This window comes from Nodularia chucula CCY0103, assembly GCF_963923915.1.
Lineage (GTDB): Bacteria > Cyanobacteriota > Cyanobacteriia > Cyanobacteriales > Nostocaceae > Nodularia > Nodularia chucula.
This window is the reverse complement of the sequence record NZ_CAWUOL010000025.1, coordinates 16101-29553: the sequence shown is the minus strand read 5'-3', so window position 1 is coordinate 29553 and position 13453 is coordinate 16101. Positions and strand designations below refer to the sequence as shown.

The following is a 13453-nucleotide window of genomic DNA, read 5'->3' as shown; positions in this document are numbered from 1 at the left end:
GTTGAACAACCGAAACTACTAACAACTGTGTTTAAAATGCTGGCTCCTTTAAAAACAATCCAAGAAGCAATTGCCAACTGGTGGTCAGAATTTACCCTCCAGACCAAACTTTTAGCCGTCGCCACCTTAGCAGTATCCTTGGTCATGAGTGGTCTTACCTTCTGGGCTGTGAATACAATTCAGCAAGATGCCAGAATGAACGATACCCGCTTTGGCAGTGACTTAGGACTACTACTAGCCGCTAACGTCGCCCCCCTCATCGCAGATCATAATCTCACCGAACTTGCCCAATTTTCCCAACGCTTCTACAGCAGCACCTCCAGTGTGCGTTATATGCTGTACGCCGACGAAACAGGTAAAATATTTTTTGGCATTCCTTTTTGGGAACCAGAGGTAGAAAACTCCCTCACCATTAAACGCCGCATTAAGCTACCAGAAGACTACAGCAACGACCGGGAAAAGCCAATGGTGAGGCAACACACCACCCCAGATGGCATAGTCACCGATGTCTTTATCCCCCTCATCGTTAATGAACAATACCAAGGCGTATTAGCCCTTGGCATCAACCCCAACCAAACCGCAGTTATATCTACCAATTTTACCCGTGATGTCACCATTGCCGTTTTTATCACCATTTGGGTCATGGTAATTTTGGCAGGAGTCATTAACGCCTTAACCATTACCAAACCCATCAAAGAACTACTCGTAGGGGTAAAACAAATAGCAGCTGGTAACTTCAAACAGCGCATTGACTTACCACTAGGTGGCGAACTGGGAGAAGTAATTCTCAGCTTTAATGAAATGGCGGAACGACTAGAACGCTATGAAGAACAAAATATAGAAGAATTAACCGCCGAAAAAGCCAAACTAGAAACCTTAGTTTCCACAATCGCTGATGGTGCTGTATTAATAGATAACAGTATGCAAGTGATTTTAGTTAACCCCACCGCCCGACGCATTTTTGGCTGGGAAGGCATAGAAGTTGAAGGGACTAACGTTTTACATCATTTACCCTCAGCAGTCCAAATAGAAATTACTCGTCCCTTATACGAAATGGCCGCAGGGGAATGTGAAAGCGCCGAGTTCCGGATTCATTTAAACGAAGCCACCAAACGCACCATCCGCATCCTCTTAACCACTGTACTCAACCTACAACGAGAAAGCATTAAAGGTATTGCTATTACCGTCCAAGATATCACCCGTGAAGTAGAACTGAATGAAGCCAAAAGCCAATTTATCAGTAACGTTTCTCACGAATTACGCACACCTCTATTTAACATCAAATCCTTTATTGAAACCCTGCATGAGTATGGGGAAGACCTGAGTGTAGAGCAAAGACAAGATTTTCTGCAAACTGTTAATAACGAAACCGACAGACTCACCCGTTTAGTTAATGATGTTTTAGACTTATCCAAACTCGAATCTGGACGCAGCTACAACTTTGGTGCAGTAGATTTAGCCCAAGCCATTGAACAAACCCTGCGAACTTACCAACTAAATGCTAGAGATAAAGGTATTGAACTAATTCAAGAAGTAGCCATTGACTTGCCATTAGTTCTGGGAAATTATGACTTATTATTGCAAGTTTTAGCTAACTTAGTGGGTAACTCCCTGAAATTCTCCGAATCTGGTGGTCAAGTAGCAATACGCGCCTACCAATTAGATCCTCAGTCTCACTCACATCTAGCCTCTGGAGAAGTGCGGGTGGAAATTTCTGATACAGGTATTGGTATCGCCCCAGAAGACCAACAAGCAATTTTTGACCGTTTTTTCCGGGTAGAGAACCGAGTTCACACCCTGGAGGGTACTGGCTTAGGCTTATCCATAGTCAGAAATATCATGGAAAGACATGGTAGTCACATGCATCTAGTGAGTGAGGTAGGGGTAGGTACTACCTTTTGGTTTAATTTAAATGTATTTCAGGAAGAATCCCAAATTTTAGTTGAATCTCCATCTGAAACCTTAACCAGACAAAGCTATCAGCAAGCAAACGCACAATAAACCTGCTAGCAGCAACCAAGACTGATGGCGTTGACTCCAGCTTTTCATCGTTCCAGTCCAACTGCTGGCTTGACGTTGCGTCTCTAATCTTAACTGGGTATCTGCTAAATTATCGTACAGGGTGCATTCTTTAGCATAAGGGCGTTGGGGAAAGTTGCAAGTATTATCAGCATGATATGTGCAGCTGTCACATAACGAGTCTTCCCCAGTCGCCCGGTGTAGGGGGATTCCTGGATGACCGTAAGCTTTCAGGGTAGTACGACAATAAGGACAACTAATCGCTTCACGATCAACCAGTTGATGGCAATGAGGACAAGATATTATAGCCACAACTTCAGCATCAATAAATAAACATCTTCATTTTATCTATTTATTACCCCAGTCCAGTAGGGTGGGTTAGACGGCGATTCATCATTAACCCGGATTTCTCACAAAGAAATCTAAAAAAGGGGTAAAAAACTGCCAAAATGTATATATACAAAGCATTTCAGCAGTTAAAAAGCATGACTAGGGTTATAACAGCTTGTATACTAAAAAACTTCACTTTTGAACAAGGAAATTTACCGCTATGAATAGAGAGTATTTAATAGATTTCTTGAAAGACAACTTATCCACAATAAAAAGTTATGGTGTAACTTCCTTAGCTTTATTTGGTTCTTATGCAAGAGATGAAGCAAAAAATACTAGCGACCTTGATTTACTGGTAGAATTTCAAGGAAAAGTTACCTTTGATCAATATATGGACTTAAAATTTTTTTTAGAAGATAATTTATCTTTATCCGTTGATTTAGTCACTAGAAAAATGTTGAAACCTCAAATTATTAGCTCTGTAGAAAAAGACGCTATTTACGTCGCGTAACTTAAAACTTTATTGTGATGATATTTTAATTAATTCTGATAAAATTCTCCGTCTTATTTTTCCTTAGAAGACGAAATTATTTAGGATATTATTAAAACTTAGTCCTTTAAAATCAGCAATTGTAAGCAGCCGAAGTAAGCCGAAGTGTCCCCAGTCCCCAGTCCCCAGCTTACTCTTCTAACTCAAAAACAGGACCAATAGGTTTACAAGTCCATTCGATTGTGTGCCAAGGATCACCACAGGTTGTACAACCACCAGAAATTGAGGATATCTCTTCATCATTAAGTTCCACAAATTCAACTGGGTTGGCTGGGAGCTGTTCTCGTTGTTCAGGACTTAAACTGTGGCGATATTCCTCGTCTTTCCAAGCGCGAATGATATCTGTAATCGACATATTGACCTCTTTGTACTGAAGATGGACACTCAAAACTTCTCCGTCTTCCTGAGATATTCCCTTGATTTAATTGGGGGCGGTTTTGACTACCTGGGATCACAGTCTGTTGACGTTCCACCCGCATAGTATCTGTTCCTACCTGCAATAATTTCGGGACTTTATCCGGTGTTAACTGTCCTTTCGCACCCCCCAACCCACTTAAATCTACTCCGGCTACTTGCGTATTTCCCCAGCTAATCTGCGGTAACAAACCAACGTGCAATACTGAATCTGCAACCATATCTCTATTGAGAATATCTGCTGCTGTCATTGATATCTGACTGTGCGGATGAAATAAAGATTCTAAATCAATTAAAATTGGATGTTCTCCAGCAGCAATCAAGTTTTCAAAGTGAAAATCTGTGGCTTCTAAGGCATATAATAAAGCTAAATAACCACCTTGACGCTGATAAAATCTCACTACTGCATCTGCGGAATCGCATGATTGGGGTTTGATAAATTCTACCCAACCATAATTATCTCGGTTGAGAATTTTTAAAGTGGCGAAAGCTGGTGCAAAACCTTTGTGTGCGTAAGTCCTAAGAGGTTGTTTGATAAGTTTTTAGCGGTAATTTTTATCACATTTTTACCCCCCTTAATCCCCCCTCCGCGCTTGCGGGGTTGGGGGTGGGGTGATATTATTCTGCTAATCGTAACTAATTAACCAGACATGATATAACAAATAAAATTTAGCATTTTATATTTCAATGAATTTATACGAACAACCATCTACTAGCTGCATTCCCGATGAGTTGAAAAAAACCAGTATATGTATCTAATCCTGTGTATCGATGATTGAAATTGCAGGAATGATCCGATTGGGTGAAGAGTGAAAATATGATGTTAAAAACTTTGTTGGCTTTATTTTTAGCAACACCAATAGTTGTGCTTTCTCCTGGTGTTTGGGCTAGTGAAATCGCAGAAATTAATACTTCTGCACCAGTAAATTCCGTCTCGCAATTATCTGATGTCCAACCTACAGATTGGGCTTTTACGGCTATACAATCTTTAATAGAAAGATATGGCTGTATCACAGGATATCCCGATGATACCTTTCGGGGAAATCGGGCTTTAACACGTTATGAATTTGCAGCCGGTTTAAGTGCTTGTTTAGATAAGATTAATGATTTAATTAATACAGGTAAATCTGATGTAGTTGAGAAGGAAGATTTCGTTAGTCTCCAAAAACTACAAACAGCATTTAGGGATGAATTAGCAACCTTACAAGGACGGGTAGATGCTGTAGAGTATCGCGCCGGAATTTTAGAAGGTCAGCAGTTTTCCACTACTACCAAACTTTCCGGGGAAGCAATTTTTGCCGTTACCGATGTTTTGAGTGGAGATAGTGACCCCTTTGGAGTGGGTGTAGGGAGAAATAATCCCATCTTTGCTAACAGAATCCGTTTGAATTTAATTAGTAGTTTTACAGGTAGAGATCAGCTAAAAATTAGACTACAATCTGGTAGCACTCCTCCCCCCCACAGTCAAGGCGGTTTGCGCTATGGTGCAGATGCTTTAATCGCGGCGTTAGGAAGTCAACAAACAACCCCAGAAGGGGGACAAACCTTTAACCAAGGCTTTTCTAATCAACTGGGTAATGTGGAACTGGGGACTGTGAGTTATGAGTTTCCTGTAGGGAATCAATTACGGGCTTTTGTGTTTGCAAATGCTGGTGAACACGCGGACTATTTACCCAATGTGTTTAGTGCAGTTGGTGATGGGGATGGCGGTTCTGGTTCCCTGTCTACTTTTGCTCAATATAGCCCGATTTACCGCATTGGTTCCCGAGGTTCGGGTCTGGGTTTAAATTATGCTTTGAGTCCGGCGATTAACTTGAGTTTAGGTTATTTGGCTGCCAATGCGAACAGTGGAGAAAATTTCACTGTCAATAACAGTAATGCTAGTACCACAGGCGGTTTATTTAATGGTTCCTATTCCGCTTTGGCACAGTTAACTATTGAACCTACGGAGAATTTAGCTTTTGGGTTAACTTATGTTAATGGTTACACTACGGGAATGCCTACTTTTGGTAATGATGTGGGGACAACTTCGGCTAATTCTCCGGAATTAATTTCGGATAATGGGCGACGCAGTAGCAATTCTTATGGTGTAGCCGGTTTGTGGCGAGTTTCTCCTAAGTTTGCAATTAATAGTTGGTTTACTTATACTAATCAACAAGGTAGATCCGCAGGGGTGGATAATGAAAGTGCTGATGTTTTCAGTTATGCGATCGCCCTAGCATTTCCTGATTTGGGTAAACGAGGTAATCTCGGTGGTATAGTTGTGGGTGTCCCTCCCTATGCAGAGATTTCTGGTTTCGTTCCTTTCTATAGACCATTGTTAGTTGGTGCAAACCGCGAGATCATCAGCGATATCCCTAATAGTGTCAAAACACCACTGCATTTAGAAGCTTTCTACAAATATCAATTAACTGAGAATATTTCTATTACCCCTGGTATAATTTGGCTGGTGGCTCCTAATCAAAACAGTAATAATCCTGATGTGGTTATTGGGACAATTCGGACTACTTTCAGATTTTAAATCAGCTTTTGCTTGATGAAGTAGGGGTGCATTTTACTTTTAGCGATCGCCAAGTACAAGCAGCTGTAATTCTATAATTGTTAAAATTCTACCATTGCAGCCCCCGACTTCAGGTATGGGCGTAATCGACATATTCACGTTGCATCTCAAATTTGAAAGCAGTGTTTGAGAAAAGAATTAAAATATAAAAAACTGAATTTGAGCAAGTGAATTAAAGCCGTGACTGAAAACGGGACAAGGCGACAAATCAGCAAGAGTAACACCTATTACGGTCTGCTGGGACTGCATCCTTCCGCGTCGGTAATTGATATCCGTCGAGCTTATTGGGAATTGAGTAAACAGTATCATCCAGATACTACAGAATTACCTGGGGCGATCGCTACTGCTAAATTTCAGCAAATTAATGAAGCTTACGCCACTCTCAGCAGTCCAGAACGGCGTTTAAGTTATGATACCAAAATTGGCTATTCTCGCTTTGGCGTGATTCAACCACCCACTGACTTAAACCACCCCGTGCGTAAACCTTACGATTACTCCAAATCCATGTACCTAGATGCCAGCGATCGCCCCTTATCAGCCGGAGAAATCTTTGTATTATTTGTGTTAGGCTTAACCCTATTGGGTTGTATATTAGTGGCGATCGCAGTAGCCGCAATTCGTGGTGACAGCACCATCCCCACCCAAATTACTCAAATTTCGCAACTCCTCACCACCGAACAATCAATTTTTACACTTAACTTAATTAGAAATTAAAAATTTTTAGTTGTTTTTTTGGGATCTTCCTATGATTAGTGCCGATAAACCTTTATACAGTCATCCTCTCCCACAAATTGAACAGTGGCTGAAAAATCAAGGCTGTCAACAAGATGCAAACGAGCTGCATTGTTGGCGTGTAGAAAGACCCAATTGGCAAGCAGAAATTTGGCTAGATATTGAACAAGTTACAGTCAGATATATCAAATCTAGCGAAAATAACCAAGATATCCAACGATCTTTTACCTATTCTCTCAGTCGCCAAGATATAGACCAAGCTGTATTTTCTGGCCCATAAAACAGAATGTACAGACTACCATTTGTGAAAACGCACCTAAGAGGATGTTTTAAAACTTTTGGGCGAATATAATATGGCTACGCTTCGCGTTAGCGATACGCTACTACACAGGCACGACGCGTAGCGGCTTCCCGTAGGGAAGTCCACCTCCGTGGACTAATGAGGAATTAAGGTTTTTAACCCGCGCAGGCGGGTTTTGTCTGTATAGCCGCGACTTCTAGTCGCCAGTTGACTTTTTAAACACTCGTAATACCTAAACTAAGCACATCCTGAATATGATCATTTGGGGGAGTTTGCGCCGCTAGAATTTGTTGATAAACCGCCTCATAACCATCAGTCATCTGTTTCAAACTAAAGTAATTGCTGACATACTCTCGGCAATCATAGCGGTTTAGCTGTGTTACTTGGTCAATAGCACTAATAAAATCTGCCACATTATTCACAAGAAAACCTGTTTTTCCGTGTTTAATTATCTCCACAGTAGATCCTAATTTCATGGCAATTACAGGTGTACCGGCTGCCATTGATTCCACCATAACTAAACCAAAAGGTTCTCGCCAAGTAATAGGAAAAAGAGTAGCTACTGCACCACCCATTAAAGCATTTTTTTCCACATGATTTGCTTCACCCAGATATTCAATTTGCCGACCATCAATGTGGGGCTTAATTTCTTGTTCAAAATATTCTTGGTCTACTAAATCTATCTTCCCGGCAATTTTCAAATGCCAACCAGCTTGTTGAGCAATATTTATAGCTAAATGTGTGCCTTTCTCTGGAGATATCCGCCCTAAAAATGCTAAATATGGTGGATTATCCGGCTGGGGATGAAACTTATAACTATTAACATCAATGCCATTATAGACCGTTGAGACATAATTTAACCCTAATCTGAGTTCCCTTTGAGCATGAGAAATACTCACAAAAGGTTGACGTTTGGCATATTGAAACATCTTCTCATTATCAGGAGTAAAAATACCGTGGAGAGTATGAACTGTAGGTGTTTTAATCAGATTGGCATAAGGTAGCGCCGCACAACAAACATGGGAATGAATAATATCAAATTCTGCCGCCCGTTCATAAACAAAACCTAGTTGTAACATTTCATAAATATTATGTTCCCTCACATCTGGATCAAGTCTTAAAGCACGGGGATGAACTGATACTAACTTTGCCAAGCTAATAGAATCTCCCGAAGCAAATAGCGTTACTTCATGTCCCCGTCGCACCAATTCATCAGTGAGTAATCCTACAACCAACTCTATTCCCCCATAAGCTGGAGGTGGGACTCTCTCAAGTAAGGGGGCAATCTGAGCAATTCGCATGACAAAACTCCTGCAAAATAACCGAAAAAATTAGATAGCTGCTTGCTATATCAGCAGTGCTGATAAATAACTGAATTAGCATTTTGAAATTAAAAACAATCAAAATTAAATAAATGTTTCCATTAGAATTGTATTACTTATTTACCGTGTCTTCTTTCTACCTTAGTGTTGATATTTTGCTGGGAATAGAAAATAAAATAGATTATTGATCATCAAATTTTTAGCTAATATAATTTAGACTTTTTCCCCGAAAATATCTGTTTGATTGGTCATTTTCTCAGGAAAAGGCTATTTTTTACATAAATAGTGCATAGGTTTTGTTAGCCAATTATTTTCTTGATCTCATCCTAAAGAAATAGTCTTATAAATAAAAGATATTCCTCACCCGAAATAGGGAATAAGGTGTAGAGAGGGAATATTGTAACTTGCCAATAGCTAATAAATAGTGTTGACAATATTAAAATTTTATGTTATATAGAACACGTTCATCAGTTATAAAAACAAATATCATCAACGTGAATATTTCTCCCTCCCAAAAAAAACCGCGTGTATCTTGTCAGGCGGTTTTTACGGTAGTTTTATCTCTCTTTATGTATTTGCCTATACTGGTACTGGGGTTTTATAGCTTCAACCAGTCAGCCTATAGCGCTGCTTGGCAAGGATTTACCCTGAATTGGTATTACAAATTATTCAATGATCAGCGCATCTTATCAGCCTTACAAAATAGTTTAATAGTCGCCTGTTGTGCCGTGACTGTTGCAGCTGTTCTGGGAACCTTAATGGCGGTAGGATTGGCACGTTATCAGTTTTTTGGTAAAAAATTGTATCGGGGTATTTCTTACTTACCCTTAATTATTCCAGATATTGCGATCGCCGTTGCCACATTAGTCTTTCTCGCCGCCTTCGCCATCCCCTTAAGCATCTGGACAATTATTGCCGCCCATGTAGTATTTTGTCTAGCTTATATCGCCGTTGTAGTGACTTCTAGACTCACAAATTTAGATCCCCACTTAGAAGAAGCAGCACTAGATTTAGGTGCTACACCAATACAAGCCTTCATCAAAGTATTATTACCACAATTAATGCCTGCTATTATTGCGGGATGTCTGTTAGCTTTTGTACTCAGTTTAGATGATTTTCTCATTTCTAGTTTCACTTCCGGTAGCGGTTCTAACACCCTACCAATAGAAATATTTAGTCGCGTTAGAACAGGAGTGCAGCCAGATGTTAATGCCCTCAGTGTTTTGCTGATTACAGGCTCTGCGATCGCCGCCTTTGGTGCAGAATTTATTCGTGCTTTTGATAACAATAAATAAGCAGAATAATGTACACAATTAACAGGATAAAGCACCCTTGACAAACTCAAGAGTTTCACAATATTATTTTCCTTGTGATCAAAATACATAATCTCAAAACTACTTCTATTTAAATAAAATTTAGAACGAAAAACTCAATCAAACTTCTGCATTTATATTTCCTCTATAAGTATATATGCAGATGTAGATTTGTTCAGCTATATTTTTCTAGATATATGTTCTGAATTTCAGATTATTCGGGCGAACTTTGGATAATATGCTACTTCCTCCTCATTATTATGCAAATTTGCCAAAATCCCAATTGCTCGAATCCATTCAATCCTGAAGAAAATAGATTTTGCATGAGTTGTGGACAAAGCAACTTTGGTCAATTTCTCAAAAATCAGTACCGCGTATTAAGGCTTTTAGGTGAAGGTGGATTTAGTAGAACCTATGCAACAGAAGACGTAGACAGATTAAACGCGCCTTGCGTCATCAAACAATTCTTCCCCCAAATACAAGGAACAATCCAACGGAACAAAGCAGCAGCATTTTTCAAAGAAGAAGCACGTCGGCTATATGACTTAGGAGAAAATCATACTCAAATCCCCAGATTGTTAGCCTATTTTGAACAAGGTTCCAGCTTATATCTTGTCCAAGAATTTATAGAAGGGAAAACACTTTTGCAAGAAGTGAAAGAAAAACCCTTTACAGAAGTGGAAATTTATCAACTTTTAATGGATTTATTACCAGTTTTGGAATTTGTTCATGGTGCTAACGTCATTCACCGCGATATCAAACCAGAAAACATCATTCGTCGTGACAGCGACGGTAAACCAGTATTAATTGACTTCGGTGGTGCTAAACAAGTCACCGAAACCACTTTAGCCAGACAAGCGACAGTTATTTATACCATTGGTTATGCGCCATCAGAACAAATGGCTGGTTTTCCTTGTCATGGTAGTGATTTATATGCTTTGGGTGTGACTTGCATCCGGTTGTTAACGCAATGTTTACCATCACAAAATACCTATGGTGAGATTCATGATCCTCTTTATGATCCCATGAATGGTAATTGGTTATGGCAAGCAGAGTTAGCAAAAAAAGGGATTACCATCAGCCCTGAATTAAGCCAAATTTTAAATAAATTATTAAAACATTTACCCAGTGAAAGATATCAATCAGCCGCAGAAGTTATTCAAGATTTACTAGCTAGTCGAAAATCTGCCGTAGAACCAAAAATTATTGATATTTCTTTATCTACATTAATTAAATTACCACCACCAAATAAACTGACACCATTACCCCCCTTAGAAACCTTTAACTTTGAAGTAGTGACTGTAGACACAGCAGGTAGAGAAGTTAACCGCGATTTTCCGCAGGCTAAATTTTTTGCGGAACAATTAACTCCCGCAGTCACACTGAAAATGGTGTTAGTTCCTGGTGGTAGTTTCTGGATGGGTTCCCCAGAGTTGGAAGGAGACGCTGATGAACGTCCCCAACATGAAGTAATTCTCAAACCCTTTTTTATGGGTAAGTTTCCCATAACTCAAGCGCAATGGAAAGCTGTAGCTACTTGTTTACCTGAAGTTAAACAAAGTTTAAATCCTCGTCCCTCAAAATTTGAAGGAGCTAATCGCCCTGTAGAAAATGTATCTTGGTATGACGCGGTGGAATTTTGCGCCCGACTCTCAGAAAAAACTGGGCGTGAATATCGTTTACCTAGCGAGTCGGAATGGGAATATGCTTGTCGCGCCGGAACTACCACATCTTTCCACTTTGGCGAAATGATTACTACTGATTTAGTGAATTGTAGTAGTGATAGTTATGGGATGGATGTGAAAAGCAAATATCGCAAAGAAACTACTGATGTGGGCAGTTTTCACGTAGCCAACGCCTTTGGATTATATGATATGCACGGGCAAGTGTGGGAGTGGTGCGCTGATACTTGGCACAATAATTATGATGGTGCGCCTGCTGATGGTAGCGCTTGGGAAGTTGGGGGTGATTTTCATCGTCGGCTATTACGTGGCGGTTCCTGGAGTTTTAGTGCAGAACTTTGTCGCAGTGCTAGTCGTAGCTGGAATGAGTCTGATGGTGGTTTGAGGATATGCGGTTTACGGGTGGTGTTTTCGGCAGATTAGCTGGAGAATGGGGAGTAGGGAGTAGAGAGTGTGGGGAGTGTGGGGAGTTATTTAACTGATATAGCAACCACCAAGGTAGTTAGTACATTCCCTGTTCCCTGTGAAGCAATATAAAATTGTGGTAGTTCATTTCCTTGTCAGGACTTTACTTTAGTCGTGACTAACTCACTACAAACCTTTAATTATTTACACCGTCCTACTGAGAAGATGTTAACTAAACGTAAGAGTCGCAGCATTGCAGCAGTTTTAGCTTTATCGGGTACGCTGACTATTTCCGGGTTACATAAGTTTTATTTGGGACAACCTTTTTGGGGTGTGTTGTATGTTTTGCTGTCCTGGACTCCGATTCCCAAGGTAGCTAGTGCGATTGAGGGAGTTTGGTATTTAGCACAGGATGAGGCGGCTTTTGATCGTCATTTTAATTTCGGTAAGTCAGCAGTGAAAGATGCACCATCTACGGTTAATCATGTGGAGGTGATGGCTAAGGCTTTGCGGGAGTTGGATACTCTGCGTCAAGAGGGTTTGATTTCTGAGTATGAATTTGAACAAAAGCGCCGCCAGCTGTTAGAGGATATTTCTTGATTTTAGAAATATGAATTGGCTACCTTTAAATTTAAAGTTGCAAAAACTGCGGGCGAAACTGCTGAATGATCCTTATTATCGCTTGCAGTCTGGTGAGGAAATTCAACTGGCGGTAAAGTTGGGGATGCGGATTGATGCTAATCAAGCGACTGTGGATGATTGGTTACGCTTACCTGGTTTGTCGATTCATCAAGCGCGATCGCTGGTGGAACTTTCTCGGTCTGGTGTTAAATTTTACTGTATTGAAGATGTGGCTGCGGCTTTATCTATACCCACCCAGCGATTGTCACCATTACAACCTCTGCTGAATTTTATTTATTATGACAATGAATCTTTAGATTATCCTAGTCAGTTGGTGAATGTGAATACTGCAACGGTGGCGCAATTAGTTAAAATTCCTTTTATGGATGTGTCTTTGGCGGAATTTGTGGTACAAAATCGGTTGTCATCGGGGAGTTACCGCAATTTGGCTGATTTTCAGCGCCGCTTGGATCTATCTGGGGAGGCGATCGCCCAATTGATGTATTTTCTCCAGTTTTGACCGGAACGTCACTAGTTACCCCTCTCCTGGCTTTAGCGTAGCGTCTCTCTCTGGGAGAAGGAGAAGGGAGAATTTGATGCTAAATAAAGCCTATGCGATCAAGAGGCCAAAAGCGAAATGCTGCCCTCCCAATGATGTTTTGTCTGGGTAAAAATCCCCAATAGCGGGAATCGTTGCTATCGTTGCGGTTATCTCCCATGACAAAAAAATTGTTTTCTGGAACTTGTACGGCGGGAAATGGTTGATTTGCAGGTTCGGCGATGTAGTCTTCTGTTAAGGGTTGATCGTTAAGGTAAACTTGACCGTCGTTGATTTTGAGTATTTTTCCAGGGAGGCCAATGACGCGCTTAATAAAGGCTTGGTCTTGGGGATATCCACGCTTTTGGAGTTCGGCGGGAGGCTGAAACACAATAATATCGCCATTGGTGGGAGGGTGAAAACGATATGAAACTTTTTCTACTACCAAGCGATCGCCTGTGTGTAAAGTAGGTAACATGGAATCTGATGGTATGTAACGAGGTTCGGCGATGAAGGTTCTGATCAGGATTGCTAAACATAGTGCGATCGCAATCAGAGTCAGATTTTCTTGCCAATTACTCCATCCTTTAGATGGGTTAGCTGCTGGTTTTACATCACTTTCGTGAGGATTCATAAGGATTTCAGCCAGTTTGAAACAGTGGAACA

Annotated in this window: 14 protein-coding genes; 9 read left to right on the top strand and 5 right to left on the bottom strand. The window is 40.5% G+C overall.

Annotated elements, in window-relative coordinates:
• Nucleotides 1-36: 36 nt before the first annotated feature.
• Nucleotides 37-2001 carry a two-component system sensor histidine kinase NblS gene (gene nblS, locus ACM0OP_RS09735; RefSeq protein WP_414528204.1) on the top strand — a complete coding sequence of 655 codons (1965 nt, stop codon included), beginning with the start codon at nucleotides 37-39 and terminating at the stop codon, nucleotides 1999-2001.
• Here the strand turns inward: nblS and ACM0OP_RS09730 are convergent.
• A complete protein-coding gene (locus tag ACM0OP_RS09730) occupies nucleotides 1963-2331 on the bottom strand; it encodes a hypothetical protein (RefSeq protein ID WP_414528203.1) in 369 nt (122 codons plus the stop codon). The two genes, nblS and ACM0OP_RS09730, sit on opposite strands and share 39 nt — an antisense overlap.
• A gap of 238 nt (nucleotides 2332-2569) precedes the next feature.
• Between ACM0OP_RS09730 and ACM0OP_RS09725 the strand changes: the two genes are divergently transcribed.
• The gene (locus tag ACM0OP_RS09725; RefSeq protein ID WP_414528202.1) at nucleotides 2570-2860 is read left to right on the top strand and encodes a nucleotidyltransferase family protein; all 291 of its coding nucleotides are present in this window, start codon (nucleotides 2570-2572) and stop codon (nucleotides 2858-2860) included.
• 169 nt (nucleotides 2861-3029) lie between these two features.
• Here the strand turns inward: ACM0OP_RS09725 and ACM0OP_RS09720 are convergent, their stop codons facing one another.
• A complete protein-coding gene (locus ACM0OP_RS09720; protein ID WP_414528201.1) occupies nucleotides 3030-3254 on the bottom strand; it encodes a mersacidin/lichenicidin family type 2 lantibiotic in 225 nt (74 codons plus the stop codon).
• Complete coding sequence (locus ACM0OP_RS09715; RefSeq protein ID WP_414528217.1) at nucleotides 3190-3849, bottom strand: type 2 lanthipeptide synthetase LanM; 660 nt, start codon at nucleotides 3847-3849, stop codon at nucleotides 3190-3192. Before ACM0OP_RS09715 ends, ACM0OP_RS09720 begins: the two co-directional genes overlap by 65 nt.
• Nucleotides 3850-4130: 281 nt before the next feature.
• On the opposite strand from ACM0OP_RS09715, the gene ACM0OP_RS09710 reads away from it, so the two are divergent.
• The 3 genes from ACM0OP_RS09710 (at nucleotide 4131) to ACM0OP_RS09700 (ending at nucleotide 6885) form a co-directional block, all read left to right on the top strand.
• Complete coding sequence (locus tag ACM0OP_RS09710) at nucleotides 4131-5834, top strand: iron uptake porin (RefSeq protein ID WP_414528200.1); 1704 nt, start codon at nucleotides 4131-4133, stop codon at nucleotides 5832-5834.
• A gap of 219 nt (nucleotides 5835-6053) precedes the next feature.
• Nucleotides 6054-6587 (top strand): J domain-containing protein, encoded by a 534-nt coding sequence (locus ACM0OP_RS09705; RefSeq protein WP_414528199.1) that lies wholly within the window; start codon nucleotides 6054-6056, stop codon nucleotides 6585-6587.
• A gap of 31 nt (nucleotides 6588-6618) precedes the next feature.
• Nucleotides 6619-6885 (top strand): DUF3143 domain-containing protein, encoded by a 267-nt coding sequence (locus ACM0OP_RS09700; RefSeq protein WP_414528198.1) that lies wholly within the window; start codon nucleotides 6619-6621, stop codon nucleotides 6883-6885.
• Between the two features lie 236 nt (nucleotides 6886-7121).
• On the opposite strand, the gene ACM0OP_RS09695 is transcribed toward ACM0OP_RS09700, so the two are convergent.
• A complete protein-coding gene (locus ACM0OP_RS09695) occupies nucleotides 7122-8207 on the bottom strand; it encodes a glycosyltransferase family 4 protein (protein WP_414528197.1) in 1086 nt (361 codons plus the stop codon).
• Nucleotides 8208-8797: 590 nt separating this feature from the next.
• Here ACM0OP_RS09695 and ACM0OP_RS09690 point away from each other — a divergent pair.
• From ACM0OP_RS09690 to ACM0OP_RS09675, 4 genes are all read left to right on the top strand, one after another.
• Complete coding sequence (locus ACM0OP_RS09690; RefSeq protein WP_414528196.1) at nucleotides 8798-9523, top strand: ABC transporter permease; 726 nt, start codon at nucleotides 8798-8800, stop codon at nucleotides 9521-9523.
• Between the two features lie 278 nt (nucleotides 9524-9801).
• Entirely contained in the window at nucleotides 9802-11646 is a 1845-nt protein-coding gene (locus ACM0OP_RS09685) for a bifunctional serine/threonine-protein kinase/formylglycine-generating enzyme family protein (RefSeq protein WP_414528195.1), read from the top strand.
• Nucleotides 11647-11853: 207 nt separating this feature from the next.
• The gene (locus ACM0OP_RS09680) at nucleotides 11854-12228 is read left to right on the top strand and encodes an NINE protein (RefSeq protein WP_414528216.1); all 375 of its coding nucleotides are present in this window, start codon (nucleotides 11854-11856) and stop codon (nucleotides 12226-12228) included.
• Nucleotides 12229-12238: 10 nt separating this feature from the next.
• Nucleotides 12239-12769: a helix-hairpin-helix domain-containing protein gene (locus ACM0OP_RS09675; RefSeq protein ID WP_414528194.1), complete on the top strand. Its 531-nt coding sequence runs from the start codon at nucleotides 12239-12241 to the stop codon at nucleotides 12767-12769.
• A gap of 79 nt (nucleotides 12770-12848) precedes the next feature.
• Here ACM0OP_RS09675 and lepB read toward each other — a convergent pair whose 3' ends face one another.
• Nucleotides 12849-13421: a signal peptidase I gene (lepB, locus tag ACM0OP_RS09670; protein WP_414528215.1), complete on the bottom strand. Its 573-nt coding sequence runs from the start codon at nucleotides 13419-13421 to the stop codon at nucleotides 12849-12851.
• Nucleotides 13422-13453: the final 32 nt, after the last annotated feature.

What these genes read in the sequence shown, in the direction of transcription:
- nblS (WP_414528204.1), top strand. Translation starts at nt 37, where the DNA reads ATGCTGGCTCCTTTAAAAACAATCCAAGAAGCAATTGCCAACTGGTGG.
- ACM0OP_RS09685 (WP_414528195.1), top strand. Translation starts at nt 9,802, where the DNA reads ATGCAAATTTGCCAAAATCCCAATTGCTCGAATCCATTCAATCCTGAA.
- ACM0OP_RS09720 (WP_414528201.1), bottom strand. Translation starts at nt 3,254, where the DNA reads ATGTCGATTACAGATATCATTCGCGCTTGGAAAGACGAGGAATATCGC.
- lepB (WP_414528215.1), bottom strand. Translation starts at nt 13,421, where the DNA reads ATGAATCCTCACGAAAGTGATGTAAAACCAGCAGCTAACCCATCTAAA.
- ACM0OP_RS09710 (WP_414528200.1), top strand. Translation starts at nt 4,131, where the DNA reads ATGATGTTAAAAACTTTGTTGGCTTTATTTTTAGCAACACCAATAGTT.
- ACM0OP_RS09695 (WP_414528197.1), bottom strand. Translation starts at nt 8,207, where the DNA reads ATGCGAATTGCTCAGATTGCCCCCTTACTTGAGAGAGTCCCACCTCCA.
- ACM0OP_RS09680 (WP_414528216.1), top strand. Translation starts at nt 11,854, where the DNA reads ATGTTAACTAAACGTAAGAGTCGCAGCATTGCAGCAGTTTTAGCTTTA.
- ACM0OP_RS09725 (WP_414528202.1), top strand. Translation starts at nt 2,570, where the DNA reads ATGAATAGAGAGTATTTAATAGATTTCTTGAAAGACAACTTATCCACA.
- ACM0OP_RS09675 (WP_414528194.1), top strand. Translation starts at nt 12,239, where the DNA reads ATGAATTGGCTACCTTTAAATTTAAAGTTGCAAAAACTGCGGGCGAAA.
- ACM0OP_RS09690 (WP_414528196.1), top strand. Translation starts at nt 8,798, where the DNA reads ATGTATTTGCCTATACTGGTACTGGGGTTTTATAGCTTCAACCAGTCA.
- ACM0OP_RS09700 (WP_414528198.1), top strand. Translation starts at nt 6,619, where the DNA reads ATGATTAGTGCCGATAAACCTTTATACAGTCATCCTCTCCCACAAATT.